Raw genomic sequence first — 26154 nt, forward strand, 5'->3', positions numbered from 1 at the left:
GCCCGGACCGCATTCCCGGAATACCACAGCGAATTCCCCCGATGGTGCGCACCCGGTTTGTGGTTCGGGCCGGGGGTGCGGCAAAGTCGTGGACATGGACGAACTGAAGGGAAAGGTCGCGCTGGTCGCGGGCGCGACCCGGGCCGCGGGCCGCGCGATCGCGGTCGAGCTGGGCCGCAAGGGCGCGACGGTGTACGCGACCGGCCGGACCACGCGCGAGCAGCGGTCGGAGGTGAACCGCGCGGAGACCATCGAGGAGACCGCGGAACTGGTCACCGCCGCGGGTGGCGTCGGCATCGCGGTGCGCGTGGACCACCTCGTGCCCGACGAGGTCGCGGCGCTGGTGGCACGGATCGACCGGGAACAGGGCCGCCTCGACGTGCTGGTGAACGACATCTGGGGTGGCGACATCTACCTCAAGTTCGGTCAGAAGCTGTGGGAGCACGACCTCGACGGTGGGCTGCGCATGTTCCGGCTCGGTGTCGACACACACGCGATCACCAGCCACTTCGCGCTGCCGCTGCTGATCCGCAGGCCCGGCGGGCTGGTGATCGAGATGACGGACGGCACGACGGAGTCCAACGCGAAGTACCGCGCGGACGCCGGCTTCTTCTACGACCTCGTGAAGGTGTCGGTGCAGCGGATGGCACTGGCACAGTCGGAGGAGTTGCGCCCCTACGGCGGCACCGCGGTCGCGCTGACCCCGGGCTGGCTCCGCTCCGAGTCCATGCTCGACAACTTCGGTGTGACCGAGGAGAACTGGCGCGACGCGATCACCAAGGAGCCGCACTTCGCGATCTCGGAGTCGCCGGTGTTCGTCGGCCGGGCGGCGGCGGCGCTCGCCGCGGACCCCAACGTGGCGCGCTGGTCGGGCCAGTCCTTGTCGTCGGGCCAGCTGGCGAAGGTGTACGGGTTCACCGACGCCGACGGCAGCCGCCCCGATTCGTGGCGCTACTGGGAGGAAGTCCAGAGCAAGGGCAAGCCGGCCGACGTGACCGGCTACCGCTGATCCGCGCCGAGCCACGACCGCCGGGGAGCACGGAGGCACCCCGGCGGTCGTGGCTCACCCGTCCGGTCTGTCAGTGGTTTGACAGATTCGGCGGACTGCCGCCGGGAAGGCGTTAACGTCTCGGTCGCATCGGCGGACGCCCCCGTTGATCCGCCCCCGGGAACCCCTGTCGACCGAGGTGGAGGGTGGTTTCATGGCCGACGACCTGCCTGTTGAGGTGGTCGAAGTCTTCCGGCGCACACTCACCTGCGAGTTCTCGACGGTCTCCCAGCCGGACGGTCGTCCCCTGGCGAGCCCGATGACGCACCTGTGGCGAGACGACCTCGGGGAGTTCGTGCTCAGCAGCAGCGTCGTGGTGCCCAGGAAGCTGTACCGGCTCCACGACGATCCGCGCGTCTCGTTGGCGTTCACGCACTTCGCGGGCAGCGGACTGGACGACCCCGCCCCGGTCCTGGTGCAGGGCGACGCGTCGCTCGCCGACGGGTTGTTCGGCGCCGAGGGGATGGAGGACTTCTGGCGCGAGATGTTCCGCAAGAAGCCGGACTGGCAGGACCTCGACTTCGGTCCCGACGACGGCGAGGTGTCGACCCGGACCCGGATGTACTGGCGGGTCCGGATCACGGTGCGTCCCAAGAGGATCTGGGTGCTCCGCGGTCCCGCGGGCGGGCAGGAACTGGAGCAGGTGCGATGACCGCGGCGGACCACGACGCGAAGATGCCCGCCTACCTGGCGCGTTTCGGTGAACTGGAGCGGACTCCGCTCCTCGGTTTCGTCGAGGACGGTTACCCGTTCAGCGTGGTGTGCGCCGCCGAGTGGCTGGGCAACGGAGAATTCCGCATCACGACGAAGTGGCCGTCCCTGGGGCCGTCGGACCCCGAGCGCGCCGCGTCGTTGCTCTGGCACCACCACGACGACAACCTGGAGGACCAGCGTTCGATGTCGTTGTCGGGATGGCTGCGCGCGGACGGGGACGGCGTGGTGTTCCGGATGTCCGGGCGCCCGGCTCTCAACGGTCTCGAACCTGTTGACGAAGAGGAAATGTTCCGGCGGTTCGACCGCGCCGCCGAGAAGTACCTGGCCGATCACGGACTCGAACCGCCCGTGGTGAACAGAACCGCCTTCGAAGCGCTGATCGCGGAAGTGCGCGGGGCGAACGCGGAATGATCCCGCCGAGCGCGTCGGCACGATCACGAACCGGGTGAACTCCTAGAATCGGAATCCCCGAATGGAGAAGGAGATCGCATGTCCGTGAAAGTCGCCGTGATCTACTACAGTGCGACTGGCAACGTCCACACCCTCGCCGAAGCCGTCGCCGAGGGTGCCGAGAAGGAAGGGGCCGACGTCGCCCTGCGCCGCGTCCCCGAACTCGCGCCGGATACCGCGATCGACGAGGACCCCGCATGGCGGGCACATGTCGAGGCCACCAAGGAGTCCGTGCCCGTGGCCACCCTCGACGACCTGGAGTGGGCGGACGCCTACGCCTTCGGCACCCCGACCCGGTTCGGGCTGCCCGCCGCTCAGCTCAAGCAGTTCCTCGACACGACAGGCGGCCTGTGGTTGCGCGGTGTGCTGTCCGACAAGCCGGTCACCTCGTTCACCTCCGCGATGAACCGCCACGGCGGCCAGGAATCCACGCTCCTCGCGCTGAACAACACCTTCTACCACTGGGGCAGCGTCATCGTTCCCCCCGGCTACACCGACGAGTTGCTGTTCGCCGCGGGCGGCAACCCGTACGGCACGTCGTGGCCCTCCGGTGCGGGAGAAAGTCCCGACGGCAGCGCTGTCGCCGCCGCCCGGTACCAGGGCGCGCGGCTGGCGCGGTTCGCGATGAAGCTCGCCCAGTGAGCCAGGGACCCGCCTGACGCGGTGCCCTGCTGAGAGGATGCGGAGGCGTGGTGGCCCGGCCGTCACCCGGCCAGTCCGGACGGGGCTGGTTCGAGGATGTAGCCGTGGCCCCGCGCCGTCCGCACGGCGAGCCCAACAGGGTGAATCCGCCGCCGTATTCGCGTGATGTGCAGGTCGAGAGCGTTCCGGCTGCCGCAGGCCCGGTGTTTCGCCAGGCATGCCAGCAGTTCGCTCCGGTCCACCAGGGAACGGAACCTGGTGGCCAGGATCTGGAGCAGGTTCGTTTCCATGGGTGACACGACGACGACCCGGCCGCCGAACTTCAGGGCACCGCTCGGATCGACCAGCGGGACGTCGTGCGCGTAGGACTTCGCCCGCAGTGCTTCCATCCTCGCGTTCAGGTCGTCGCGGCTGATCGGTGCCCGCACCCAGTCCTCGCGGACGTCACGGCAGAGGGGCGCCGGTGCGCCGCCTTCCACGACGAGCAGGCGCAACACTCCTTCCTTCTCGCACCTGAGACGTGCGGCTGAATCCGCCGGCCACCGGACGAGTCTCACATCGGCCTTGTCGCGGCCGAGTGTCGGCGTCATGCCCTCGGTTCTCCTCGGTGCGGTTTCGTGATCACCCGCCACAGTAGAAGTCGATGTTCTCAATCCGGTATCAGCCGCGACCGGTCTCTTCTCCGGCTCTCACGCGGATCTCACCGGCTTGCCCCGGCACACCGCGAACCCGTTCACTCGTCGAGCACCCAGCCGGCCACGCATGTCCACGTCGACTCGAAGGAAGGTATGACATGTCGCCCTCCCCGCAGGTGCTCGTCGTCGGCGCCGGCCCCGCAGGCCTGTCCCTCGCGGCCGAGCTGGCCGAGTTCGGCATTTCCTGCCTCGTGGTGGAGAAGCGGCCCCACCGCCCCCCGCTGTCCCGTGCGTGCACCGTCGAGCCCCGCACCCTGGAGCTGCTCGACATGCGTGGCCGAGCGGAGGGAGTGCTGGAGCGGGGGCGTCAGTGCCAGCACCCGCCGCTGGGCGACGACCGCTACCTCGACTACGGCGTCCTCGACACCCGGTTCCCGTTCAGCCTCTCGATTCCGCAGGCGTGGACCGAGGAGGCACTGAAGATCACCGCCGAGAAGGCCGGTGCGGTGATCCGCACCGGCGTCGAGGTGACCGGGCTCAACCAGGACGAGTCGGGGGTCGACGTCGACATGACCGGCCCGGACGGCACCACCACGGTCCGCGCGGACTACGTCGTCGGCTGCGACGGCGTCAACAGCACCGTGCGGCAGGCGATCGGTGTCGACTTCGACGGCTGGAACTACGACGAGTCGCTGATGATGGGGGACGCGAAGCTGGCCAATCCCCCGGGACCCGCCGAGTACGCGCGGATCACGCGGCGGGGAATGGCAGGTCTGTTCCCCTTCAAGGACGACACGTACCGGGTGATCGTGCTCGACCGCGAGAAGTTCACCGTTCCCGCCGATACGCCCCTGACGCTCGAGGACCTGAGCGAGAGCTGCACGGCGATCCTCGGCACGGACATCGGCATCCACGACGCGGTCTGGTTGTCCCGGTTCCGCAGCGCCCAGCGCCACGCCAAGCGCTACCGCGTCGGCCGGGTGCTGCTGGCCGGGGACGCGGCCCACACCCACATCCCGTCCGGTGGCCAGGGCCTGCAGACCGCGATCCAGGACGCGTTCAACCTCGGCTGGAAGCTGCGTGCCGTGCTGACTGGCTGGGCATCCGACCGGCTGCTCGACACCTACGAGGCCGAGCGGTACGCGATCGCACGGGAGACGCTGCGCAAGACCGACCTGGCGTTCCGGTTCGAGACGTCCGACAGCCTCTTCGCCCGGCTGGTGCGCAGGGTCGTGATGAGCTCCATGCGCATCACGACCGTGCACCGCCTCAACCTCGAACACCTCTCCGGCCTCACACTGCGCTATCCCGCCGAGGGCGGCAGCAAGTGGACAGGCCGCCGCGTGCCCGACCGGCCACTCGCGGGCGGCGGTGCGGCGCGCTTGTTCGAGCTGTTCCGCGACGGCAGTTTCGTGCTGCTCTGCCCCGGCACCGACGTCGCGTGTGCCGCGGACTGGTCGAGCAGACTGCGGACCGGCACGCTCGCCGAGCCGTTCGGCACGAACTGGCCCGCGTACGTGCTGGTGCGACCGGACGGTTATGTGGCGTGGACGGGGGCGACGGCGGACGGTCTCACCGACGCGCTCCACCGCTGGTGCGGGGAACCGGACCGGGTCGCCCGCTGAGCGGCCACGGCGCTGTCACCGGACCGGCTCGCCCAGCAGCGGTTCACCGGCCGCGTACCTGCGGAAGAACGTCGCGGTCGGTGTGCCGGCGGCGGCCACGTCCTCCGGCGTGCCTTCCGCCACCACCGAGCCGCCGTCGCGGCCCGCGCCCGGGCCGAGATCGATCACCCAGTCCGCGGTCGCCGCGACCGGGATGTCGTGCTCGGCGATGACGACGGTGTTGCCGGAGTCCAGCAGCACGTCGAACGCGTCGACCATCCGCTGGACGTCCGACGGGTGCAGTCCGGAGACCGGTTCGTCGAGGACCACCAGTCCGGCCTTGCGGCTGCCGGTCCCCCGCTGGATCGCCGCGGCGAGCTTGAGCCGCTGTGCCTCACCGCCGGAGAGTTCGGTCGCGCTCTGACCGAGCTGCAGGTAACCCAGTCCGACGCGCTCGAGCGCCGCGAGCGTCGCCGCCAGCTGCTTCGGCTCGGCGAACCGTTCGGCCGCTTCCGCGACGGTCAGGTCGAGGACCTGGTCGATGGACAGCCCGCGGTAGGTGATGTCGAGGACCTCCGGCTTGTAGCGGCGGCCGTCGCACTCGTCGCAGACCACCCACACGTCCGGCATGAAGTGCATGTTGACGAGCTTGCGGCCGTGCCCACCGCACTCTTCGCACCGTCCGCCCGCTGTGTTGAAGGAGAACCAGGAGGCGGTGACGCCGCGTTCGCGAGCCGCGTCGGTGTCGGCGAAGAGCCCGCGGATGATGTCGAAGGCCTTGCTGTAGGTCGCCGGGTTGGACCGCGGTGTCCGCCCGATCGGCTCCTGGTCGACGACCGCGACCCAGGCGAACGCGGACGCTCCGGACACCCGCTCCACCTGCTCGGCCGTCTCCCCGGCGAGCGCCGCCTCCACGCCGCCGGCGACGGCGCTGAGCAGGCTGCTCTTGCCGCTGCCGCTCACCCCGGTGATGGCGGTCAACCGCCCGACCGGGAACCGCACCTCCGGCGTCGTCACGTTGTGCGCGCGCAGGCCGTGGAGGGTGAGCCAGCGCGACGTCTCGTCGACGGGCCGGTGTGCCCGGTCGACCCGGGGGCCGCGACCGGCGAGGTACCGGCCGGTGAGCGAGTCCGGGTGCGCGGCCACGTCGGCGGGCTTGCCGGTGACGACCACCTCCCCGCCCAGCCGGCCGGCGGCAGGGCCCATGTCGATCACCCAGTCGGCCCGCGCGATGAGCTCCGGGTCGTGTTCCACCAACAGCACCGTGTTCCCGGCCGCCCGCAGTTCCAGCGCGATGTCGAGCAGGTGGATCTTGTCGGCGGGGTGCAGTCCGGTGCCCGGCTCGTCGAGGACGAAGGTGATCCCGCTCAGCTCGGTGGTCAGCTGCGCGGCCAGGCGCGTGCGCTGCAGTTCGCCACCGGACAGCGACGTCGCGGGGCGGGAGAGCTGGATGTGCGCGAGGCCGAGCCGCTCGAGCAGCGTCAGTTTGCGCTTCAGGTCCTGCAGCAGCGGCTCGCCGACCTCGCGCTGCGCGTCGCCCAGGTCGTCGAGGACGACGTCCACCCAGGCACGGACCTCGCTGATGTCGCGCTCGACCAGCACCGGGTAGGTCAAGCCGCCGACGGTGACGTGCCGCGCCGCCTCGCCGTACCCGCTGCCACCACAGGCGCCGCACGGCGCCTTGCGCATGTACCGCAGGTAGCGCTCCTTCGCGCTCGGCGTGCCCGCGTTCGCGAACACCCGCTCCACCTCGGCCAGCGCGCCACGCAACGGCTGGGTGCTGGTGTAGGTCCAGGTCGCCCGCTCGTTCTTGTTGGGCATGTCGATCGTGGCCTCGATCGCCTCGTCGCCCGTGCCGTACAGGACCTCCCGCCGGAACTCCTCCGGCAACTCCCGCCACGGCTTGCCGAGGTCGACACCCCGCTTCTCCGCCAGCGCGGGCACGAACGCGTGCTCACCGGAGTGCCACTTCGCATACCAAGGGGACGCGCCATCGAACAACGGCAACGCCGGGTCGGTGACGATCAGGTCTTCCTGCGCCTGCCAGCGCCCGCCCACACCGTGGCACTCCGGACAATGCCCCTCCGGCGAGTCCCGGTCGAAATGCGCGGTGCTCAAGTGCTCGCCCTGCGGGTGATCCGCCGCGAGACCGGGCAACCGCGAGAACAGCAACCCGAGATGCCCGTCGATGCCGGTGACCGTCGCGACCGTCGACCGCGGGTTGCGGTTGAGCCGCCGCTGATCCACCGCGAGCGTGGGCCCGAGCCCCAGGATGCGATCGACCTTCGGCCGGTTCCGCTGCGGGATGTACTGCCGCACGAACGGGGACAGCCCCTCCAGGTAACGCAACTGGGCCTCGCTGTGGATCGTGTCGATCGCCAGCGACGTCTTCCCACTCCCGCTCACGCCGGTGAACGCGACAACCTGCCCCTTCGGAATCCCCACCGAAACGTTCCGCAAGTTGTTCGTTCGAGCCCCGTACACCTCGATCTCCGAAGCGTCGCGCGCCAAGGCCGTCATCACTCCCCAAACAGTCAAACCGGACCCCAGATGTTACTGGATGTACCCGATCGACTGCGTTGGAGCACACCCGCGCCGCCGAGATGACGTCTGCGCGACGGCGCCATCGACCACGGGCTGTTCGATCCGAAAACGACCTGATCCGAGCGCTAGATGTATGAGGCCATGACGTTGGTGACGCTGGTGTGGAGCCGGGTTGCTGGTGGCTGGTTTCCGGCGGCAGTGTGGGGTCGATGGTGGCGCTCGACTTTGCCGTTGTGGCGTGGTGTGTATGGGGTGATCCGTTGGTGGCGGGCGCCGCGGAGCATGGTGGCGAAGTCGCGGGCTCGGTAACAGGCTCCGTTGTCGGTGACGATCCGGTGAACGTGCCGGATGCCGTGTCGGGCGAAGAACGCGCGAGCGCGGTGGGTGAACCCGATCGCGGTGCGGGCCTGCTCGTCCGGCAAAGCCTCGGTGTAGGCCAGGCGGGAGAACCCGTCAATCGCGGTGTGCAGGTAGGTGTAGCGGGCTTTGACTCCGCGTTTGCGGCCGCGGACCGACTGCTTGGCTTGTTCGCTGCCGCGGCCGTGGACCCGCCAGCCGCCGCCGGGGATGACACCGACTTTCTTGACGTCGAGGTGGACCATGTGACCGGGCCAGCGAGCATGGACCCGTCTGGGTTGGCGGTTGGTCTCACCGGTCGGGTCGAGGAACCGGCGCTGGTTCAACCCGAGGTGGGCCAGCTGCCGACTGACGGTGCGGACCGACACGGTGATGCCCTCGCCGGCCAGCTCGATGGTGATCCGCCGGGCTGACCACTTGTGGTCTCGGCGCATCGCCTCGATCCGCGCGACGACCTGCGCGGGCGTGGCAGTGGGCTGGTGATGCGGGACGCTGGGCCGGTCCAGCAGGCCCGCGTCACCGTGCTGGCGGTGGCGGTTGACCCACTTGCTGGCGCACTGTCGCGAGATCCCCATCTGGGCGGCGACATGCGCGATCGGACGGGTCTTGCAGCGCTCGATCAGACGACGGCCTTCAACTGACAGCGGGGCATTACGGTGGAGCATCGGACGGGTCTTCCAGTCGGCGGATAGTTGGTCGCACTTCCATCCTGCCGCTGAAAGACCCGTCCCCTCTCTCCTCAGCCTCTACCCCACGTCACCAACGTCATGTCCAGCAACATCAGTCGACGACGACCTTGCCGGTGGCCGCGGACGTGGCGAACGAGCTCGCGTAGAGCCGCTGCACCCGGCTGATCTCGGTCGAGTTCGGGTACGGGTTCGTGCACGACACACCCGCGGAACTACCCGACATCAGGCTCGAGCACGGACCCGGCTTCATGTCGGGCAGCCCGAGGATGTGCCCGAACTCGTGCGAGGCGATCCGGACCACGCTGTAGCCCTGGTTCACGGCCTGGCGGCCCATCCAGACCGTGCCGCTCCCGCCCGGGCGGACCGGGCCCAGCGTGGCGCGCGGCCACCCGTCGTCGGCGATGACCTGCACGTCCGCGCGCGTGCCCGCCGCGGCTTTCACGATCCGGACGTTGGTCACGCTCGCGTTCCAGATCGCGACGCCCTGTGCGACGGCGTTGACGAACTCGCCGGCGCGGGCGTCGCTGTAGGTGATGGTGACGACCGCGGCGTGGACGTCGGCCGCTGCCTGCGGGGCAGTGCCGGCGACCAGCGCCGCGGTCAGGGAAAAGGTGGCAAGCAACCCGAGTAGTGCTCGTCGGAACACGGTTACCTCCAGTTATTGCAGGGTGACTGCAGGTTAACCCTCGCCCGCCGGTGTGTCAGCGGTCACCAGTTACCGGTCAACGACGCCGGTTCCCTTGTGCGGGGCGGGAATCCGGCCGCCCCGTGGTTCGCCTCGGCCGCGGTTCGCCGGAACACGTGCCACCTCCTCGGCCGGCTGGTCCGGACGCCAGGTGCGCAGGTCGGGGCTTCGGACCGGCTGATCGTCGTGAACAGTTGCCACCTGGCAGAATGAAGGTGGAGTGAACTGACCTCGAGGAGGCAAGCGCGGTGCAACTGGGCGAGCTGCGTGGTGTGATCGCGCTGGACGGCCCGTCGGGGACCGGCAAGTCGACGGTGGCCCGTCGCCTCGCCGACGCGCTCGGTGCGGGGTACCTGGACACGGGCGCGATGTACCGCGCCGTGACGCTGGCCGTGCTGCGGTCCGGCGTCGCCACCGACGACGAGGAGGCGGTGCTCAGCATCGCCGAGAACGTCGACCTCAGGGTCAGCACCGACCCGAACCACCAGGAGACGCTGCTCGGCGGCGAGAACGTCGGCATGGAGATCCGCGGCCAGGCCGTGACGCTCGCCGTGTCGGCCGTCTCCGCCGTCGCCGGGGTGCGGGCGCTGCTCGTCGCCCGGCAGATGCGGATCATCGACGAGGTCTGCGAGGAGCGCGGCGGCATCGTCGTCGAGGGCCGGGACATCGGCACGGTCGTGGCGCCGGACGCCGCGCTGAAGGTGTACCTGACCGCGTCCGCCGACGCCCGCGCGCTGCGCAGGTCGTTGCAGGACAAGGCATCCGGCCGCGAGGTGTCGGTCGACGACACCCGCAGGGACGTCGACCGCCGCGACCGCCTCGACTCCGGCCGCGCCGCGTCGCCGATGCAGCCCGCGGACGACGCCGTGTGGCTCGACAGCACCGACCTCGACCTGCAGGGCGTGCTGGACGAGATCATGGCGCTGGTCGACGAGCGGGACCTGCGTGGGGTGGCTGCCGGCTGGTGAGCGGAGCTTGCGGAGCGAACCATTCGACACAGGGCGACCGCGAGCGGCTCGACCGAGCCCGCGAGGGGGAGCCGTGAGCACGCTTCCCCCCGGGGCGGTCCCGTGGGTGCACGATTTCGGGCGCTGGCTGGCCGCGTGGTTGCACCGGCCGACGTACCGGATCCGGATCCACCACCGGTCCCGCGTGCCCGCGACCGGGCCGGTCGTGCTGGTGGCGAACCACAGCTCGTTCATCGAGCCGCAGGTGTTGTTCGGAATGGTGCGCAGGCGCGCGGTGTTCCAGGTGAAGGCCGAGCTGTCCCGCGGCATCGCGGGCCGCGCGTTCCGCTGGATCGGGCAGATCATGGTGCGGCGGGGCAGCGCGGACCGGGAGCCGCTGATGCGGGCGGTGGCCGTGCTGCGTGCCGGTGGCCTGGTCGGCGTCTTCCCCGAGGGCACCCGGGGAGCCGGTGACGTGGCCCACGCCGAGCAGGGCGCGGCGTGGCTCGTGCGGATGACCGGCGCGGTCGTCCTGCCGGTCGCCACCCGCGGTACGTACCGGCCGCCCGGCACGCGGCGCAGGTTCCGGCCTAAGCTGGACGTTCTGGTCGGGGAGCCGTTCCGGCTGTCCGTCCAGCGTGGACGCACGGGCCTCGTCGCCGCGACGGAGGATATTCGCAAGCACCTGGCCGACCTGGTGCGTGAACTGGATGAGCAACGCAATGACTGAGCTGGATGGCACCTGGGCCGAGGAGTCCGAGTGGACCGCCGTCGACGAGGAGTTCGGCCACCCCGATGACACCGGCGGGGAGCCGCCCGTCCCGGTGCTGGCGGTCGTCGGACGGCCCAACGTGGGCAAGTCGACCCTGGTCAACCGCATCCTGGGCCGCCGAGAAGCGGTCGTACAGGACAAACCAGGCGTGACCAGGGACCGCGTGGCCTACGACGCCCTGTGGAACGGCCGCAAGTTCACCGTCGTGGACACCGGCGGCTGGGACCCCAAGGCCGACGGCCTGCAGGCCTCGGTGACCGCCCAGGCGGAGCTGGCGATGCGCACCGCCGACGCGGTCCTGCTGGTGGTGGACGCGTCAGTGGGCGCGACCACGACCGACGAAGCCGCGGCGCGGGTCCTCCGCCGCTCCGACAAGCCAGTCCTCCTGGCGGCGAACAAGGTCGACGACGAGCGCCTGCTGGCGGACGTGGCGTCCCTGTGGTCCCTGGGTCTCGGGGAGCCGTTCCCGGTGAGCGCCCTGCACGGCCGCAACTCCGGCGACCTCCTCGACGCCGTGCTCCACGCCCTCCCCACCACCCCCCGTGAGTCCTTCGGCGCCACCCGCGGCCCCCGCCGGGTAGCACTCGTCGGAAAGCCGAACGTGGGCAAGTCGAGCCTCCTGAACCGCCTGGTAGGCGAAGAACGAGCGGTCGTGGACGCGGTGGCGGGCACCACGGTCGACCCAGTCGACTCCCTCGTGGAGCTGGACGGCGAGGTCTGGCGCTTCGTGGACACCGCGGGCCTGCGCAAGCGCGTGAAGACGGCCAGCGGCATGGAGTACTACGCGTCGCTGCGCACCAGGGCAGCCATCGAAGCCGCCGAGGTGGCCATCGTCCTGCTGGACGCGTCCGAGCCCATCTCGGAACAGGACCTCAGAGTCCTGACCATGGTCGTGGACGCGGGCCGAGCCTGCGTCCTGGCCTTCAACAAGTGGGACCTGGTCGACGAGGACCGCCGCCACCAGCTGACCCGCGAACTGGAGCGCGGCCTGGTCCGAGTCCCGTGGGCGGAACGCATCAACGTGTCGGCCCTCACCGGCCGATCCGTCCGGAAGCTCGCGCCCGCCCTCCGCACCGCCCTGGACTCGTGGGACCAGCGAGTGCCCACGGGCAGGCTCAACGCGTGGCTGTCCGACCTGATCGCCGCCACCCCCCCACCCGTACGCGGCGGCAAGCAGCCACGTGTGCTGTTCGCCACCCAGGCCCAGACGAGGCCCCCGACGTTGGTCCTGTTCACGACGGGTTTCCTGGAGGCCGGCTACCGCCGCTTCATCGAAAGGCGCTTCCGCGAGGAGTTCGGCTTCACCGGCAGCCCCATCCGCCTGTCGGTCCGCGTGCGGGAGAAGCGCCCCCGTAAGAACTGACTGGAGGCGTACGCTAGGCTGATCGCGCACCTCCTCGAAGGGGAGATGCGACCGGGCTGTGGCGCAGTTTGGTAGCGCACTTGACTGGGGGTCAAGGGGTCGCAGGTTCAAATCCTGTCAGCCCGACCGGGGAGTGGTCGTCTACGCAGGTAGACGGCCACTTTTTCTTTGTCTCGGAGCTGATCCCGGGCCAAGATCGGCCAGGATTTTCCCAGAATGAGTTGATGCGCGACGGGTGAATGCTGGTGTCCGCCGCCTGGTGCTGCTGGAGGGGGTCCTCTGTGACCTGGTGGTTTGCCGAACCAACGCTATTGATCATGAGCATCTGACTTGAGACGAAGAGTCCTACAACGTTGGTTCAAGTCGGTGCTTCTGATTGGCGCTGCTGGGCGGGGGTGGCGGGTGCATGTCGTGAGTCTGCGGGCCGGGAGCGTCTGTAAACGGATGCGCCGCCTATGACGGGCTCGCCAACGACCAGGTCGCTGAGAAGATCGGCGCCAGCACCCAGTGTGCCCAGATGCGCATGTCCAACACTCACGAGATCGCGGCGAGCGATCACTAAGCAGACGTGCCACTGATTCGACAAGAGCGACTGCGTGCCGACGCGTCGATGGAGCCGACGGCATCCTCCTGCGAACTTCTCAACGCGGTCGAACCCGTTCGACCCGATCCCCAGGGGTTGTCCTGAGCGACACGTTCGAGGGCGTAGAGCCCGCCTTGGCGGACAGCAGGCTTGTCCGAGCCGAGTTGGTCGACGGCTTTGACGTAAAGCTCGGTCAGACGCCGTTCGGTGGCGTCGTGCTCGGTCGCCTGTTGGCGGCGTAGTGCCAGAGCGAGGGTGATCAGGGCTCCGATGCCCGCGCCGATGGCCAACCCGGTGCGCACGGTGTCGAGCCGGTCTTGTGCCGAGTTGGGCGCCAATATCCTGATCAGAACCGTCACCGCTGCGCCCGTGCTGATCAGCACGGGCAGGACGATTACCAGGACAGGCCGCCACCAACTCGTTCCGTTACGCCCTCGTCTGCTCACCAGGCGATCGTCCCGCGAGGCACCAGCTTCCGGCGTCCTGCCCCGGTTGAGTGCCATCTGTATGTTTCCGCTTGAACTTTGCGTCCGACGAGCCGTGGACCAGCGGCCCGCAATGTAGCTGTGGCCGCGTTGCCGTGGAGTTGTTCGGGCCTAGTCTGCGGATTCGGCGGGAGGCGGCTCGGCGGCGGCCGGGGGGGGGCGAAGGCCTGGCCGGGATCGAGTGCCGGGTTTCGTTCCAACCGCATCGATGATCTTGGCGGCTGGCAGTGGTGGTTGTTCGCGGCTGCCGACGGCGAAACATATGCAGTAGCGGGACGACGTGATCGATGTGAACAACTGGATGGCAGTTCTGGCGACCTTGTTCGGTGGCGCGTTCGGCTCGGTCACGACTTTCTTGAGCCAGCGTGCGACGGCCCGGGAGACTTCGCGCGAGGCCGAGCGGGAGGCTGTTCGACGAGAGGAGCGCGAGCGGCGAGATGCTGATCGGCTCGAGCAGCGGGAACGACGGGAGCGGGCTGCCCAGCGCCGCGACCTACTCCGGCACACGGTCCACGCGCTGCTGGATGCGGCACAGGATATTGACCAAGCGGCCAGCCATCGTCAGCAAGACGATCGTGACCATACCCTCGTGCACAAGCTATGGCTGACCTACCACCAGCTCGCGGTGATCGCTCCTGAACACCTCACCGACCGCGCGCGGGACTATGCCGTGGCGCTGGATACGGTGTTCTGGAGGGGCACGCCAAACGGGGAGCCAGTGTGGGAGGTCCTCCAAGAACCACGCGAGAAGTTTGATCGCGCTGCGCGCGTCGAAATGGCTGAGTAAGCTCAGCCATTTACTATTCCACGCAACGCATCACCCGACCAACCGCTTGAATACGCAGCCTCACCAGTCTCAAACGCCGGTCCTTGGTGGGCATCAGATGATTTGACCTGAGCGGTCAGGATGCGGCCAGAGGGCTGGTCAGCGCGGGCTGTGGATCCGGCGACGTGGATTTCGTCTGCGTGTTTGGGGCGGGCGCCGAAGTTGGGGCGTGGTCCGTCGAGCAGACCCATCGGTTCCGTGTAGGTCGCGCAGCAGGCCCGCGATGTGCGGCCAGGTCATGGCGAGGATGCCGATAGCCGACCAGCCAGCGGACGTTACCCAGCAGCACCTCCGGTGCGGCGTCGACGACCTCGTAGTGCCAGCCCAGCAGCGCGCAGGCCCTCCCGAGTCGTATCGAACGCCTCCTGGTCGCGGACTTGATCCGTGTCCGATGAGTCGCTGCTCGCCGTGCGGGCGTTCCGGACGACCCTGCACGTGGCGGCACGGTTACGGGCGGCGATGGACCGGAGGTTGCGCGAGGACGGCCTGACCACCCAGCAGGCCGCGCTGATCACGGTCATCGAGGCAGCCGGGGCGCCGTCGTTGCCCGAGGCGGCCGAGGCGCTGACGTGCACCCGGCAGAACCCTCAAGCAACTCGCGAACGCCCTGCAGCGGAAAGGCCTCCTCGAACTCCGCGCGGACCCACAGGACGCCCGGATCACCCGGCTCGTCGCGACTCAGCGCAGCCGGGACTACTGGACGACGCGGGACGCCGGTGACGTCGATGCGATCACCGGCTGGTTCGGCGACCTCGACCCCCCGGCCCTGCAGGCACTCGTGGCCTCCCTCGAAACCGTGCTCGCCCGCGTCGACAGGCACGGCGACGGGTGAGAGCGTTCGCGGACGGTTGGCTGGGCGGGTGTGGTGGTACGGTTGGGCGAGTCGGCGGGATTTCGCGTGTTGACGGACTTGTCAGCATCATCGTCGGCTACCCACGCTGGTCCACTCGGACCGGGGACGGGAGCACCGACATGTCGTCGGGACCGCTCACCCGCATCATCACCTCGAAGGCCACTGTGGCCGAGCAGTCGCCGGGCTCCTCAGCTGAGCCGACGGCGCCCACTGCGAGGGACGCGGGACACAGCAGCGGGACCGTGCGGTTGGGCACGTCGGTCCTGTCCGCCGACCTGCCGACGCCGTGGGTGGCGTCGGCGGATCGGCCGCGGGTCTCGCCCGCGCGAGAAACCGCGACGTGTCGGGGGAGTAGGGGCTGGCGCGCTTGACCGCACTGCCCTGCGACGCTCCGGTCGTCCGGCTGCACGTGGGTTGCTCGTTCACCTACCGTGCCGAGATCCCGACGCCGGCGGTGTTCCAGATCCAGCCGAGCGACCTGCGGGTGGCGGCCGAGGTCTGGATGACCGAGCCGGTCACGCCGATGCGCCATTACGAGGACGTGTACCGCAACCCGTGCGTGCGGACCGTTCTGCCGGCGGGCTGGTCCACCGTGCGCTACACCGCGTCGGTGGACGTGTCCTGCGCGCCTGAGGAGCGTGACCTCGACGCTCCCGAGACCGCGCCGGACGACCTGCCCGACAGCGTGCTGCTGTACACGTTGCCGAGCCGCTACTGCCTGCCCGACGTGCTCGCCGACGCCGCCTGGGCCAGGTTCGGCACGCATTCGCCGGGATATCAGCGAGTGCTGGCCATCTGCGCACACGTGCATCAGCACCTGCGCTTCCGCTATGGCAGTACAACACCGCTCAGCACGGCCGCGGATGTCGAAGCCGGTGGTTTCGGTGTGTGCCGGGACTTCGCCCACCTGGCGATCTCGTACTGCCGTGCGCTCAACATCCCGGCGCGTTACGTCTTCGGCTACCTGCCCACCATCGAGGTGCCGATGGATTTCGCCGCCTGGATGGAGGTGTGGCTCGGTGACCGGTGGTGGACCTTCGACCCGCGCAACAACACTCGTCGCGCCGGACGGGTGGTGATCGGCCGTGGCCGGGACGCGGCGGATGTCGCGATGGCCACCACGTTCGGTGGCCCGGTTCTCGAGGCGATGACCGTCTACGCCGACCGCCCGCCACAGGGCAGCTGAGGAGACCTGTCATGCGAGTCGACGAGTACGCACCGGTGGTGGCCAAACGAGAGATCGCGGTCGCGGCGAAACCCGAGCTCGTATGGGAACTGCTGACCGAAGTGGACCATTGGGCAGGCTGGAATCCTGACGTGACCTCCGCGTCCCAACCAGATCTGCGCGCGGGCGGGGTGTTCCGGTGGAAGGCGGGGACGGTGTCGATCACCTCGACGTTGTGCGAGGTCGAACCGCCTCGGGAGCTCGGCTGGACAGGTACAAGCATGGGGATGCGGGCGGTGCACGTGTGGCGGTTGAGGCCTGACGGCGACCGGACGATCGCCCGGACGGAGGAGTCGTGGACCGGCCTGCTCGCCCGGCTGCTACCCGGGGTGATGCGGCGGCGCCTGCACCGTGCCCTCGATACCTGGCTGGACCATCTCAAGGCGGAGGCCGAGCGCAGGTCGTTGTACTGAACAGGGCCGTGCGAACAGGACCGGCGTATGGTGGATACGTTGTGAGCGGCGACGCCACTCACCTGGCGATGCGATGAAGATCAGCCTGCACGTCTTCAGCGTGAAAGTGTTGCGCGGCAAGGACCTGCCGTCCCGCAAGGTGGAGATGTGCTTGCTGGCAGGGCATTTCGCCGCCTACCTGACCGCGGTCTTCCTGGTGCTCTCGCCGTTGACCAGGCTGGTCATGCACCGGGTGGCCAGGTCGGAGACGTGAGGTTCAGGACTTGGCTGCTGTCGGACCGGTCGTCCAGATCGACCTCTGCCCAGACCGTCTTGCGTTGGGAGTGGCGTTGCACGCCCCATCTGGTTGCCAAGCGGTCCACCAGCAGAAGGCCACGTCCGCCAGCGCTGTCCGGCGGGATTTGCCGCGGCTGCTCCGGCCCGCTGTCGTCGACCTCGATGCGCAGGCCGCGGCCCCGGTTGAACAGCCACAGACGGCAGTGGCGCGGAGCCTCGCCGTGGCGAACCGCGTTGCTGGCCAACTCGTCGGTGACCAGGATCGCGTCTTCGGCTGGCCCGTCCATGCTCCCCTGCAGCAGGTGGCGGACCAGCTGCCGCAACATCTTGGCGGGGATCCGGTCGAGGTCGCAGTCGATGTCGGCTGGCGTGCGACGTCTCGCTCCCACGTCGTCCCCCTTGGCTTCCTTCGGTTGGGTCGACGTCGCCATCAGAACCACCTGAACTTCGTGTCTTTGCCGCGAGATACCCCGGCCGAGCGCTGGTAAACGAGCGACAGGCGACCCGCCGCGTCGATTCAGAAACCATCGACGGCGAGCAGATCGAGCAGATCGGCGTGCCCCTGGTGCTCCTCGACGAAGACATGGACGGCGTGCACGAACCCTGCGCAGTGCGTTCTCAGTGGTCGGTCGCGCGGTCGGGGTTCTGGCGGCGTGACGGGTCTGGTGTGTGACCTGGCGGTCCTGCTGGTGGACGTCGATGCCGCCGCGATCTCACTGCGGGTCTGTGAGGGATGTGAGGAACTGGTCGCGGCGAGCGATCCGTGGGCGCAGGCGCTCGAGGAGTTGCAGTACACCCTGGGTGAGGGCCCGGGCGTGGAGGCTCTCGTCGCGTTGAGGCTGGTGACGGTGACCGACGTGCGCGTCGACGGTGGGCGGTGGCCAGGATTCGCGAACAGCGCTGCTGCCCACGGTCTGGTCTCGGTGTTCGCGTTTCCGATCGGTCCAGCAGGGACGCGCTTGGGCACCCTCGACCTGTACCGGCGTCGGTCCGGTGAGCTGTCCACCGAGCAACTCACGGACGCGGCGATGCTGGCTGACATGGCCATGTTCACCCTGATGGGTGACATTGGATCAGACGAGAACCTGGGTGGGGTACGGGACGGGACCGCGTGGTCACTACGACGAGGTGCACATGGCCATGGGCATGCTTGCTGCCCACCTGGGGATCAGCGTCGACGAAGCCTCTGTGCGACTACGGGCTCATGTGTTCGGTACCGGTCGGACACTGCTTGACGTCGCCCACGCGGTGATTTCCCGGCAACTCGACGGCGACTCATTTCAGGACTGAGTCGCGCAAGTCCGAGGATCCGCGCTCGGGGATCAGGGTCCCTGCTTGCCACCGACGTGCTGTGTGTGATCGGCAAGAAAGCCAAGAATGCCCCGTTCCTGATGCGGCAAGGGCTACCCAGACCGTTCCAGGTCGCAGACCTGGTGCGCGATTCACAACTAGTCCATGATCACCGGCGTAGCGGCCGCCGATCACCGTGACTTCCGTGCCGTCTGGGAACCAAGAATGGTCGGACAGGCGGTGGTCCAGGTCCTCCATGCTCGCGTTTCTCCCGTGCCGCGGCCTTCATCTGCCGGCGCCGATCGTTTCGATCGAATGTCGACGCCATCGAAAGGATACCGTCGAATCCGGCCAGCCATAAAAATTCCTGTCCGCGACGGGGTAATCTCGGCTGGTCGCTCCGCAAAGCGGGTGACAGTCAGGCCTCACGTAAAACAGTCTGCGGGAGGCGTTTCTGCTGGTCGACCTGATGCGGCACCGAGGGCCGTGCGGTGGGGGGCTGGAGTCTCCCCTGGATCAGTCACGTTGGTTGACCTTGGCCGCCTTCGCCCTCCCAGCGGCCTTCGGTGTCGTCGGTGGTCGCGCGTGGTGTGGGGAGGCTTGCGGCGGCGAGGATCTGTTCGGGCCGGTCGGTGTTGCCGCGGTGTCCCGCGGTCATCAGGGCGTCGTGGCCGGCGGGGTCGGTCATCTCGGGCGGTATGACCAGTAGGCTGATGCGGCTGTTGTTCGAGCCGGTCACATGGATGATGTGCTGGTCCTGGTAGGTGAACCCCTCCAGTCGAACCCGGTTTCCGTCGACGTCGACTCGGCGTGGGGCGGGGTCCCATGCGGACAGTGCGTATGCCACTCGTTCGATCCGGCTCAGCCGTACCGCGAGAACCTCGGCCAGCGCGGGCAGTTCGACGGTGAGGTCCCGGGACCGGGGCCACCAGGCGCCGTCGACGTAGCCGGTGGCCGGGGCCTTGGGCTTGAGCCGCAACCTGAGCGGTGTGTGCTGCGCAGGAGCAGGTGCTGGTGGGGGCATGGTGTGAGTGTGCGGGCCCGATGTCATATCGGTGCTCCCGTCTCCGACCGTTGTGTCGGTCGGTGTGAGCCGTGTCGAGCGTGATGTCGGCTTTGAATCGGTGGTTCAGCGTGTGGGCTCGGGGATGTGGTCGATGGCGTGGACCACCTGCACCGCGAGCTCGCGTGCGGCGTTGTCGTCGAGTGGGGAGTTCTTCTGAAGAACGTCCTGGACGAACCTGACCCGTTGTTCGTAACGGGAAACGAAACGCGTGTCGGTCATGTGGTTCTCCTTTGGGGTCGGTAGTGGGTGTCGGGTGGGTGGTGCCCTTCGGGGGCTGCCCGGTCGAGGTCGGCGCTGCGCAGGCGGAACACCTGCAGGTCGGTGGCGAAGTACTTCGTGGTCTCGCCGACCCAGTGCATGCCGTTGTGCCGGACGGTGGCAGCGGCGCGGGCGTTGTCGGGCCGGACGACGGCGAAGATCTCGTCGACGTCCTGGCTGAATGCCCAGGTGGCCAGGACATGGGTGGTTTCGGTGGCGTAGCCGTTGCCCCAGGTGCTGGGGTGGAGTTGCCAGCCGATCTCGAGGTCCTCGTTGCCGGGTGGCAGCGGAAGCAGGATGGCGCCACCGATCACGCGGTCGTCGGTGTTGCGCCGGATCGCCCAGCGGCCTGCCGGCGCGGGCAACCGGGCGTCTTCGGCGATCCACTGTTGTAGCAGCAGCCGCATGGCCGCCAGGTTCGGCACGCGGTCCAGGTCGGGGCTGAGCCAGCGGGTCACCTCAGCGTGCCCGTAGACGTCGAGCGCGGCCTGGGCGTCCTCGACGCGCCAAGGCCGCAGCGTCAGCCTCTCGGTGGTGAGTTGCTTGGTGTTGGACGGCGAATGTGAGGCTGTGCTCATGTCGGTGCTCTTCTGCGTGTCGTAGCGATCGATGTGTCCAAGATGGACAGTCAGTGGAGACCGCGAGAACGTCTTCGTCATTGTGCTCTCACCATCCGGGACACCATCCATGCCCTCTACTCGGTACAACATCGAGCAGGGCTGAATGGTGCCCCCCTCTGAATACTCACAGCCGACTCTCAGACATCCGTCCGGCGAAGCCAGGCAGTGGGCCGCCGGTTCAGCGTGTGGACGGCCGCCTGAGGGTCCTGCGCCGGATGCCGCCGATCACGGCTGTTCCGATGAACAGGACGATGCCCAGCCACATCAGTCCCTCCATCGCGAACCCGACGATCGAGACGATGAGCCACACGGCCAGTAGTACGACAACGAGGATGAGCATGTCTGCCTCCAGGGTTTGCGAAACGGTTCCGAAATTCCGCGAGTCCCTATCGGCGGAGTTTGGGTGACGTGACCGCGTGTCGGTCGGTGGCTCGAGCCAGGCAGGAGCGCCGAGGCTGGTGGGGGCGTCCTGGGGCGGAACGCCGTTGCTGGACAGGGTGTCCACGACGGCGGCCGGTGCTGTCCGCGCCCGCCGTCTGTTTGCGTGGCGCGGGCTCCCAGCGGTCGAGGTTTGTACGCGATGCGGCCGATCGGACCGATGCAGGTGACCAGTGCCGAGACCATTCCGGGAAACAGCGCTGGTCGGGCTGAGCCAATTCGTGCGTGATATGGGCCTGGGTGAGCAGCGCCCGGAGAAAAGAGGCCGCTGTCGATCAGCCCAACGGACGATTTCCCTGAGTAGATCAACATCTGGCGTTCACCCTACGCCTTTGGGCGCGGCCAGAGGGTGGTGCGGAAGCTGTCCGTTCAGGCCGGGTCCGGTCGCGTCGCGAACGTGGTGAGGCCGTCCAGGAGGCGGTCGAGGCCCCACTGGAACTGGTCGGTGGCCGTCGCCGGGTCGGGGGTTCCGAGGGCGACGGAGCCGAGGACGTGCACGTTGAGCAGGTGGGCGGCGTGAGCGGCGGCGTCCGGGGCGAGGCCGGCGTCGGCGAGGATGGTCAGCATCGTCGCGCCGAGCGCCTGCGCGTTGGGGCCGTCCAGGGAGTTCCCGAGCAGCAGGTACACCGAGCCGGGATGGGCGAGCAGTTCGTTCCTCAAGTCGCGGGCGAGGGCGTGGACGCGGTCGCGCCACGGCAGTGACGAGTCACCGTCCTGCTCGTCGCGGACCCGCCCGAGCAGTTGTTCGGCCAACCCGGCAAGCACCGCGGCCTTGTCCGGGAAGTAGGTGTAGACGGCATTGGGGGCGATCCCCACCCGGGCGGCGATGCCCCGGATGGTCACCCGCTCGGCGCCGAGTTCGGCGAGCAGCGCCAGCGCGGCGTCGAGAATCGCCTGTTCGTTCAAGGTGCGCCGGGGTCCGGGACGCAGGGGGTGGGCGTTGGTCATGGGGCTCCTGTACGCAAGTCTCTGGACGGCGTACAGTAATTGTACAACGTACAGATTTGAGGCTAATTGCCATGACCCAGACCTCCCCGCCAGCGCAGCAGCCCCATCCGGTGCGGGTACGAGCCCGCACGGACGGCTCGCTGTCCCGCTTCCTGTGGCTCGTGAAATGGCTGCTACTGCTGCCACATCTTGTGGTTCTGGTCGTGCTGTGGGCGGGCTTTCTGCTGGCCAGCCTGTACGCGCTCGTCGCCATCGTGATCACTGGCCGGTACCCGCGCCCGGTCTTCGACTTCAACGTCGGCGTGCTGCGGTGGAGCTGGCGGGTGAGCTTCTACGGCTACTCCGCCCTGGGCACCGACCAGTACCCGCCGTTCTCCCTCGGAGAAGAACGCGACTACCCGGCCCGCCTCGACATCGCCTATCCCGCACACCTCTCGCGCGGGCTCGCGCTGGTCAAGTGGTGGTTGCTGGCCATCCCGCACTACCTCGTCCTGGCGGTCCTGTTCGGCGGCGGGACCTGGTTCATCCTGCAGTTCGGCGCCGTCGAATGGGCCTGGGGCGGCAGCGTCGTCGGCCTGCTGGTGCTCTTCGCGGGCATCATGCTGGCGGTCACCGGGTCCTACCCGCGCCCGCTGTTCGACCTCGTCGTCGGGTTCGACCGCTGGGCACTGCGCGTCGCCGCCTACGCCGCGCTGATGACCGACCGCTACCCACCGTTCCGTCTGGACGCCGGCGGCGACGAGCCCCACGACCCGACCGAGCAGGACCGGGTGGCCACAACCGGACCGATCGAGCAGCAGCCAACCTCGGCATGAGACGTGGCGGAACGTGGCCGCCGCGCGGGCGTTGCCAGCCCGGTCCACGGCGTTGCCCATACGTAGGTCATGCCCGGGTCGCCGCGATCCGGGATGCCCGAGCAGACAACGCGAGAGGGGCCACCACACATGCGCGAAAACCCGGAAAAGACGAACGTGATCGCCGATCGGCTGCATCTCGCCACCGGTTTCCTTGCCTCCGAACGAGATTGGGTCGTCCGGCGCCTCGGCGCGCTGGGGTCGCGGCTGCGGTCGTTCCCCGGTACGGAGATCGATCTGGAGATCAGCCTCAAGGAACGCAACAGCGTCGGCCAGCGGGTCATGCTGGAGTGCTGGATCAGCCGCACCCCGCGCCTGCACCTGGTGTCCACGTCGACGGCGCGGGAGCTGGCGGTGGCCGTCAACGAGGTCCGCGACGACCTGATCCGTCAGGTCGACGACGCCAAGACACGCACCGCGCCGCGCAACAACCACGCTCGACGGGCACCCCACACTTCATGATTCGGCCAGGGTGTGACCTCTTAGGACATCATGTTGGGCACAGTAAGGGGCGGGTGGCCCAATCAGTTTCACCCGGGTCGGCAGCGGCGCGAACCAAGCGGCCTCGCTGGCGATTCATCGACCCGGCCGGCACGTGCGTCCGGAGTAGACGCCGCTTCCCGTCGGCGAGGCGAGCGACCGGAAGGACCCGTCCAGGTCGGCGTCGAAAGGCACTCCCTTCGGCGCGGGGAGTACGGTGGAGCGTCATATCCCGCCGCGCGGCGGGTCGCGTGTGCAGAAGGGCGGAGCGGTGAGCGCAGATCGGCGCAGACACCTGCAAAACCTGCTCGCGGAGTATCACAACGCGGCGGATCTGCTCCGGGGAATCTGTGACCTGTGCGTGACGGAGGTGGCTGTTTCCGGTGCGCGAGTGCGGGTGCTGGGTGCCACGAGCGTGGACGGCGGGGGCGCGTTGGTCTGTTCCTCCGACGAACTCGGTGTGCGGCTGGATGATCTCGCTGTCACTGTCGGCTCGGCGCCGTGTTTCGACGCGTTCGAGCTGGGGCGTCCGGTGCTCGTGCCGGATTTGACCGCGGATGGTGGCCGTTGGCCCGGGTTCACCGCGGATGCGATCGCCGCGGGTGCTGTCGCGTTGTTCTCGTTCCCGCTGCAGGTCGGTGGGGTCCGGCTGGGTGTGCTCGAGATGCACCGGCGATCGGCCGGGTCCTTGGCGCCGGCACAGTTGACCGACGCGCTTCTGCTCGCGGATGCGGCCACCGACACGATCTTCGACGACCTGCACGGGGTGGCGCCGTTGACGCTGTCGGGGCTGGTCGACATCCAGGCCGAGGTGCACCAGGCGACGGGTATGGTCGCGGTGGATATGCGGGTGAGTTTGGCTGAGGCGCTGTTGCGGATGCGCGGACACGCTTTCGCTCGTCACATGACACTGGCCGAGGTCGCGAAAGAAATTATCGAGCGCCGTTTGCGGCTGGACGACGGGGAGTGACCAGGTTGGAACGCAAGCCACGAGCGACATCCGAGCGCTCCGACACTGACCAACCCGCAGATTCCGGCGGCAACGAGAGTGCCGTGGCCACGCCGCGGGAACGGCGGATCGGGCGGGCGTTCGTGAACCTCGCCGACACGATGGTCGACGATTTCGATCTCGCCGAGTTCCTGCACATGCTCGTCGACCACTGTGTGGACCTTCTCGAGGTGGACGCCGCGGGTGTGCTGCTCTCCGACCAGCGCGGTGGGCTTCGGATGGCGGCCGCGTCCTCGGAGAGGTCCGAACTGCTCGAGGTGTTCGCCGCGGAAACCGCCGGTGGCCCCTGCGTGGAGTGTGTGCGGACCGGTGAAGCCGTTGTTAGCGCCGACCTGACCGCCGACACTGGCCGGTGGCCCCGCTATGCCGCCGCGGCGGAGGCGTGCGGTTTTCGCGCCGTGCACGCACTGCCGATGCGGCTGCGCCGCGACGTGATCGGTGCCCTCTCGCTGCTCAACATCGAGCCTGATGGCGTGCCCGCGGAGTCCAGTGAGCTCGGTCAGGCCCTGGCGGACGTCGCGACCATCGGCATCCTGCAGCAGCGCACCATCGATCACGCCGTCGTGCTCACCGAGCAGCTACAGACCGCTCTCAACTCCCGCGTCATCATCGAGCAGGCCAAGGGCATGCTCGCCGCCCACAGCGGCACACTGACCCCGGCGGAGGCCTTCACCGCGCTGCGTGGCTACGCCCGCTTCCACCATCACCGACTCTCCGACCTCGCCCGGCAGGTCATCGACGGCACCGCCGACGTCAACGCGATCATCACACACGGCGCTTCCTGAAGCAGACCGCCACGGCCGCCCGGAGACAGGACCATGGGCCGCGCGGCGTGATACTCGGCTGGTCGCGGTGTCCGCGTATCAGGCGTGGGGTGAGGGTGGTGCTTGAGCCTTCGGATTTTACTGACGGTCCCCGTGAACATTCACAGCCGACTCTCAGCACCTCGGTGGTCAGCGGCGTAGGCTCAACACATCGGAACCGATGACACCCAAGCAGAGTTGCCGATTCCCGCCAGCTTCCCGCGGCGTCACCTCACTGGTTCGCCAGAAGTGCGGCTGGCACAAGGAGAACATCATGAAGGAAATCGCGTTCATCTCCCGCTACGAGCAGCGGGTCGCGTTCGTACAGGACGTTCTCGTGAAGAACTCCACGCTCGGTGACGACGTCGCCCGCGAGCTCGCCGTACAGGTCGTCTACGCCATCGACCACATTCCAGAGCCGACCCGCTGAGCTCCCCACAACGGGATGGCCGATCTCTGCTCGAAGGCTTTGGTCTCGCTGATGGCGCATTTCGCCGCACCCCTCTCCGCGGTCGTCATCGTGCTCTCGCCGCCCACGGCGGTGCACCAGTGTCTCTGAGATGTCTACATAGGATGCTCGTTCGCCCTCGGGCACAAGGGCATGCCCACCGTCGCGCCCGGTCGGAAGATCGACTTCCTGCGCATCCCCCGGCGATCAGCTTGCTGGTCGTCCCGCCCGAGATGACCGAACCTGCCGGACGTGACGCCATGGTGGCCGTGGGGCACCGAGACAACGCCGACCGACCTGAAGAGACCATCGCCGCGGCGCCGCGGGCGGCGATCGGGCCACCCGGCGGGCCGGCGTCGGCGTGACACACGATCGCGATCGCGACGCGGCCGGTCGTGCTCGCAACGAGCGTCCGCGCGACAGGCTGGGCAGGCCGCTGCCGCGTGGTGTGCCGGGTGTTCCGCGCCTGGCGGAAGGAGTCGTCAGGACACCCGAGGACACGCTTCTGGAGGCGCAGCGGCTGCTCGACCTCGGCATGCCGTTTCACGCGCACGAAGTTTTGGAGGACGCCTGGAAGACGGCGCCCGAAGCGTCGCGTGCGCTGTGGAAGGGCCTCGCACAGCTGGCCGTGGGCGTCACGCATGCCGCCCGCGGCAACCTTGTGGGCGCGGGTGCCCTGCTCACCCGCGGCGCCGACAACATCGAGCCCTATGACGGCACGTCTGCCCACGGTGTCGATATCACGGCGCTGCTGCGATGGGCTCGTCACCATGCCGCTGCCATGGCGGACGGAACCGCCCAGGTGCCCGTCCTGTGCCTCCGGCGATGA

Annotated in this window: 31 protein-coding genes and 1 tRNA gene; 21 read left to right on the forward strand and 11 right to left on the reverse strand. The window is 68.6% G+C overall.

The genetic code is table 11. The features are described from left to right. Window positions 1-94 precede the first annotated feature (94 nt). From ACYQ77_RS15605 to wrbA, 4 genes are all read left to right on the forward strand, one after another. Window positions 95-1009 (forward strand): SDR family oxidoreductase, encoded by a 915-nt coding sequence (locus ACYQ77_RS15605; RefSeq protein ID WP_459711735.1) that lies wholly within the window; start codon window positions 95-97, stop codon window positions 1007-1009. Between the two features lie 193 nt (window positions 1010-1202). Continuing rightward, entirely contained in the window at window positions 1203-1700 is a 498-nt protein-coding gene (locus ACYQ77_RS15610) for a pyridoxamine 5'-phosphate oxidase family protein (RefSeq protein ID WP_459711738.1), read from the forward strand. Then, window positions 1697-2173: a hypothetical protein gene (locus ACYQ77_RS15615; protein WP_459711740.1), complete on the forward strand. Its 477-nt coding sequence runs from the start codon at window positions 1697-1699 to the stop codon at window positions 2171-2173. The genes ACYQ77_RS15610 and ACYQ77_RS15615 overlap by 4 nt, the downstream gene beginning before the upstream one ends. A gap of 78 nt (window positions 2174-2251) precedes the next feature. Then, on the forward strand, window positions 2252-2854 hold the full coding sequence (gene wrbA / locus ACYQ77_RS15620; protein WP_459711741.1) for an NAD(P)H:quinone oxidoreductase: 603 nt from the start codon (window positions 2252-2254) through the stop codon (window positions 2852-2854). 62 nt (window positions 2855-2916) lie between these two features. On the opposite strand, the gene ACYQ77_RS15625 is transcribed toward wrbA, so the two are convergent. Continuing rightward, a complete protein-coding gene (locus ACYQ77_RS15625) occupies window positions 2917-3348 on the reverse strand; it encodes a helix-turn-helix domain-containing protein (protein ID WP_459711743.1) in 432 nt (143 codons plus the stop codon). Window positions 3349-3647: 299 nt separating this feature from the next. Between ACYQ77_RS15625 and ACYQ77_RS15630 the strand changes: the two genes are divergently transcribed. After that, entirely contained in the window at window positions 3648-5114 is a 1467-nt protein-coding gene (locus ACYQ77_RS15630; protein WP_459711745.1) for an FAD-dependent monooxygenase, read from the forward strand. 15 nt (window positions 5115-5129) lie between these two features. Here the strand turns inward: ACYQ77_RS15630 and ACYQ77_RS15635 are convergent, their stop codons facing one another. The 3 genes from ACYQ77_RS15635 to ACYQ77_RS15645 all read right to left on the reverse strand — a co-directional run bounded on the left by ACYQ77_RS15635 (window position 5130) and on the right by ACYQ77_RS15645 (window position 9329). After that, complete coding sequence (locus ACYQ77_RS15635) at window positions 5130-7538, reverse strand: excinuclease ABC subunit UvrA (RefSeq protein ID WP_459711747.1); 2409 nt, start codon at window positions 7536-7538, stop codon at window positions 5130-5132. Between the two features lie 224 nt (window positions 7539-7762). After that, window positions 7763-8659: a helix-turn-helix domain-containing protein gene (locus ACYQ77_RS15640; protein ID WP_459711749.1), complete on the reverse strand. Its 897-nt coding sequence runs from the start codon at window positions 8657-8659 to the stop codon at window positions 7763-7765. Window positions 8660-8774: 115 nt separating this feature from the next. After that, on the reverse strand, window positions 8775-9329 hold the full coding sequence (locus ACYQ77_RS15645; protein ID WP_459711751.1) for a snapalysin family zinc-dependent metalloprotease: 555 nt from the start codon (window positions 9327-9329) through the stop codon (window positions 8775-8777). 287 nt (window positions 9330-9616) lie between these two features. Between ACYQ77_RS15645 and cmk the strand changes: the two genes are divergently transcribed. The 4 genes from cmk to ACYQ77_RS15665 all read left to right on the forward strand — a co-directional run bounded on the left by cmk (window position 9617) and on the right by ACYQ77_RS15665 (window position 12576). Further along, complete coding sequence (gene cmk / locus ACYQ77_RS15650; protein ID WP_459711753.1) at window positions 9617-10336, forward strand: (d)CMP kinase; 720 nt, start codon at window positions 9617-9619, stop codon at window positions 10334-10336. A gap of 73 nt (window positions 10337-10409) precedes the next feature. Further along, complete coding sequence (locus tag ACYQ77_RS15655) at window positions 10410-11045, forward strand: lysophospholipid acyltransferase family protein (protein ID WP_459711755.1); 636 nt, start codon at window positions 10410-10412, stop codon at window positions 11043-11045. After that, a complete protein-coding gene (der, locus tag ACYQ77_RS15660; RefSeq protein ID WP_459711757.1) occupies window positions 11038-12450 on the forward strand; it encodes a ribosome biogenesis GTPase Der in 1413 nt (470 codons plus the stop codon). The genes ACYQ77_RS15655 and der overlap by 8 nt, the downstream gene beginning before the upstream one ends. 52 nt (window positions 12451-12502) lie before the next feature. Continuing rightward, window positions 12503-12576 (forward strand) — tRNA-Pro (locus ACYQ77_RS15665). 432 nt (window positions 12577-13008) lie between these two features. Here ACYQ77_RS15665 and ACYQ77_RS15670 read toward each other — a convergent pair. Further along, complete coding sequence (locus ACYQ77_RS15670) at window positions 13009-13416, reverse strand: hypothetical protein (RefSeq protein ID WP_459711759.1); 408 nt, start codon at window positions 13414-13416, stop codon at window positions 13009-13011. 382 nt (window positions 13417-13798) lie between these two features. On the opposite strand from ACYQ77_RS15670, the gene ACYQ77_RS15675 reads away from it, so the two are divergent. The 4 genes from ACYQ77_RS15675 (at window position 13799) to ACYQ77_RS15690 (ending at window position 17088) form a co-directional block, all read left to right on the forward strand. After that, a complete protein-coding gene (locus ACYQ77_RS15675) occupies window positions 13799-14305 on the forward strand; it encodes a hypothetical protein (protein ID WP_459711762.1) in 507 nt (168 codons plus the stop codon). 1394 nt (window positions 14306-15699) lie between these two features. After that, window positions 15700-16383, forward strand: coding sequence for a transglutaminase-like domain-containing protein (locus ACYQ77_RS15680; protein ID WP_459711764.1), 684 nt, complete (start codon window positions 15700-15702; stop codon window positions 16381-16383). Window positions 16384-16394: 11 nt separating this feature from the next. Then, a complete protein-coding gene (locus ACYQ77_RS15685; protein ID WP_459711766.1) occupies window positions 16395-16835 on the forward strand; it encodes an SRPBCC family protein in 441 nt (146 codons plus the stop codon). Between the two features lie 73 nt (window positions 16836-16908). Next, a complete protein-coding gene (locus ACYQ77_RS15690) occupies window positions 16909-17088 on the forward strand; it encodes a hypothetical protein (RefSeq protein WP_459711768.1) in 180 nt (59 codons plus the stop codon). Here ACYQ77_RS15690 and ACYQ77_RS15695 read toward each other — a convergent pair. Then, on the reverse strand, window positions 17057-17542 hold the full coding sequence (locus ACYQ77_RS15695) for an ATP-binding protein (protein WP_459711770.1): 486 nt from the start codon (window positions 17540-17542) through the stop codon (window positions 17057-17059). The genes ACYQ77_RS15690 and ACYQ77_RS15695 overlap by 32 nt on opposite strands. A 222-nt stretch (window positions 17543-17764) precedes the next feature. On the opposite strand from ACYQ77_RS15695, the gene ACYQ77_RS15700 reads away from it, so the two are divergent. Both ACYQ77_RS15700 and ACYQ77_RS15705 read left to right on the forward strand, forming a co-directional pair. Further along, complete coding sequence (locus ACYQ77_RS15700) at window positions 17765-18346, forward strand: GAF domain-containing protein (protein WP_459711772.1); 582 nt, start codon at window positions 17765-17767, stop codon at window positions 18344-18346. Next, on the forward strand, window positions 18300-18401 hold the full coding sequence (locus tag ACYQ77_RS15705; protein WP_459711774.1) for a hypothetical protein: 102 nt from the start codon (window positions 18300-18302) through the stop codon (window positions 18399-18401). The genes ACYQ77_RS15700 and ACYQ77_RS15705 overlap by 47 nt, the downstream gene beginning before the upstream one ends. 520 nt (window positions 18402-18921) lie before the next feature. On the opposite strand, the gene ACYQ77_RS15710 is transcribed toward ACYQ77_RS15705, so the two are convergent. From ACYQ77_RS15710 to ACYQ77_RS15730, 5 genes are all read right to left on the reverse strand, one after another. Beyond that, window positions 18922-19380, reverse strand: a complete 459-nt coding sequence (locus tag ACYQ77_RS15710) for a DUF5994 family protein (RefSeq protein WP_459711776.1) — start codon at window positions 19378-19380, stop codon at window positions 18922-18924. A gap of 150 nt (window positions 19381-19530) precedes the next feature. Beyond that, window positions 19531-19686 carry a DUF6307 family protein gene (locus tag ACYQ77_RS15715; protein ID WP_459711777.1) on the reverse strand — a complete coding sequence of 52 codons (156 nt, stop codon included), beginning with the start codon at window positions 19684-19686 and terminating at the stop codon, window positions 19531-19533. Beyond that, window positions 19683-20384: a GNAT family N-acetyltransferase gene (locus tag ACYQ77_RS15720; RefSeq protein WP_459711778.1), complete on the reverse strand. Its 702-nt coding sequence runs from the start codon at window positions 20382-20384 to the stop codon at window positions 19683-19685. The genes ACYQ77_RS15715 and ACYQ77_RS15720 overlap by 4 nt, the downstream gene beginning before the upstream one ends. 139 nt (window positions 20385-20523) lie before the next feature. Further along, window positions 20524-20685: a hypothetical protein gene (locus tag ACYQ77_RS15725; RefSeq protein ID WP_459711780.1), complete on the reverse strand. Its 162-nt coding sequence runs from the start codon at window positions 20683-20685 to the stop codon at window positions 20524-20526. Window positions 20686-21152: 467 nt separating this feature from the next. Then, window positions 21153-21731, reverse strand: coding sequence for a TetR/AcrR family transcriptional regulator (locus ACYQ77_RS15730; RefSeq protein WP_459711783.1), 579 nt, complete (start codon window positions 21729-21731; stop codon window positions 21153-21155). Between the two features lie 71 nt (window positions 21732-21802). On the opposite strand from ACYQ77_RS15730, the gene ACYQ77_RS15735 reads away from it, so the two are divergent. The 6 genes from ACYQ77_RS15735 (at window position 21803) to ACYQ77_RS15760 (ending at window position 26154) form a co-directional block, all read left to right on the forward strand. After that, entirely contained in the window at window positions 21803-22546 is a 744-nt protein-coding gene (locus ACYQ77_RS15735) for a DUF4389 domain-containing protein (protein WP_459711785.1), read from the forward strand. Between the two features lie 93 nt (window positions 22547-22639). After that, window positions 22640-23047: an HPF/RaiA family ribosome-associated protein gene (locus tag ACYQ77_RS15740; protein WP_459711786.1), complete on the forward strand. Its 408-nt coding sequence runs from the start codon at window positions 22640-22642 to the stop codon at window positions 23045-23047. Window positions 23048-23282: 235 nt separating this feature from the next. Continuing rightward, window positions 23283-24035 (forward strand): GAF and ANTAR domain-containing protein, encoded by a 753-nt coding sequence (locus ACYQ77_RS15745; protein ID WP_459711789.1) that lies wholly within the window; start codon window positions 23283-23285, stop codon window positions 24033-24035. Between the two features lie 83 nt (window positions 24036-24118). Continuing rightward, window positions 24119-24859 (forward strand): GAF and ANTAR domain-containing protein, encoded by a 741-nt coding sequence (locus ACYQ77_RS15750; RefSeq protein WP_459711791.1) that lies wholly within the window; start codon window positions 24119-24121, stop codon window positions 24857-24859. Between the two features lie 292 nt (window positions 24860-25151). Further along, complete coding sequence (locus ACYQ77_RS15755; RefSeq protein WP_459711792.1) at window positions 25152-25307, forward strand: DUF6307 family protein; 156 nt, start codon at window positions 25152-25154, stop codon at window positions 25305-25307. 379 nt (window positions 25308-25686) lie between these two features. Next, window positions 25687-26154 carry a DUF309 domain-containing protein gene (locus ACYQ77_RS15760; RefSeq protein WP_459711794.1) on the forward strand — a complete coding sequence of 156 codons (468 nt, stop codon included), beginning with the start codon at window positions 25687-25689 and terminating at the stop codon, window positions 26152-26154.

It is taken from the genome of Actinophytocola sp. KF-1 (assembly GCF_054661535.1).

Excerpts from the sequence above, each read along its gene's own strand:
- ACYQ77_RS15605 (WP_459711735.1), top strand. The coding sequence starts at position 95 with ATGGACGAACTGAAGGGAAAGGTCGCGCTGGTCGCGGGCGCGACCCGG.
- ACYQ77_RS15610 (WP_459711738.1), top strand. The coding sequence starts at position 1,203 with ATGGCCGACGACCTGCCTGTTGAGGTGGTCGAAGTCTTCCGGCGCACA.
- ACYQ77_RS15615 (WP_459711740.1), top strand. The coding sequence starts at position 1,697 with ATGACCGCGGCGGACCACGACGCGAAGATGCCCGCCTACCTGGCGCGT.
- wrbA (WP_459711741.1), top strand. The coding sequence starts at position 2,252 with ATGTCCGTGAAAGTCGCCGTGATCTACTACAGTGCGACTGGCAACGTC.
- ACYQ77_RS15630 (WP_459711745.1), top strand. The coding sequence starts at position 3,648 with ATGTCGCCCTCCCCGCAGGTGCTCGTCGTCGGCGCCGGCCCCGCAGGC.
- ACYQ77_RS15640 (WP_459711749.1), bottom strand. The coding sequence starts at position 8,659 with ATGCTCCACCGTAATGCCCCGCTGTCAGTTGAAGGCCGTCGTCTGATC.
- der (WP_459711757.1), top strand. The coding sequence starts at position 11,038 with ATGACTGAGCTGGATGGCACCTGGGCCGAGGAGTCCGAGTGGACCGCC.
- ACYQ77_RS15680 (WP_459711764.1), top strand. The coding sequence starts at position 15,700 with ATGACCGAGCCGGTCACGCCGATGCGCCATTACGAGGACGTGTACCGC.
- ACYQ77_RS15685 (WP_459711766.1), top strand. The coding sequence starts at position 16,395 with ATGCGAGTCGACGAGTACGCACCGGTGGTGGCCAAACGAGAGATCGCG.
- ACYQ77_RS15690 (WP_459711768.1), top strand. The coding sequence starts at position 16,909 with ATGAAGATCAGCCTGCACGTCTTCAGCGTGAAAGTGTTGCGCGGCAAG.
- ACYQ77_RS15695 (WP_459711770.1), bottom strand. The coding sequence starts at position 17,542 with ATGGCGACGTCGACCCAACCGAAGGAAGCCAAGGGGGACGACGTGGGA.
- ACYQ77_RS15715 (WP_459711777.1), bottom strand. The coding sequence starts at position 19,686 with ATGACCGACACGCGTTTCGTTTCCCGTTACGAACAACGGGTCAGGTTC.
- ACYQ77_RS15720 (WP_459711778.1), bottom strand. The coding sequence starts at position 20,384 with ATGACGAAGACGTTCTCGCGGTCTCCACTGACTGTCCATCTTGGACAC.
- ACYQ77_RS15725 (WP_459711780.1), bottom strand. The coding sequence starts at position 20,685 with ATGCTCATCCTCGTTGTCGTACTACTGGCCGTGTGGCTCATCGTCTCG.
- ACYQ77_RS15730 (WP_459711783.1), bottom strand. The coding sequence starts at position 21,731 with ATGACCAACGCCCACCCCCTGCGTCCCGGACCCCGGCGCACCTTGAAC.
- ACYQ77_RS15735 (WP_459711785.1), top strand. The coding sequence starts at position 21,803 with ATGACCCAGACCTCCCCGCCAGCGCAGCAGCCCCATCCGGTGCGGGTA.
- ACYQ77_RS15740 (WP_459711786.1), top strand. The coding sequence starts at position 22,640 with ATGCCCGAGCAGACAACGCGAGAGGGGCCACCACACATGCGCGAAAAC.
- ACYQ77_RS15755 (WP_459711792.1), top strand. The coding sequence starts at position 25,152 with ATGAAGGAAATCGCGTTCATCTCCCGCTACGAGCAGCGGGTCGCGTTC.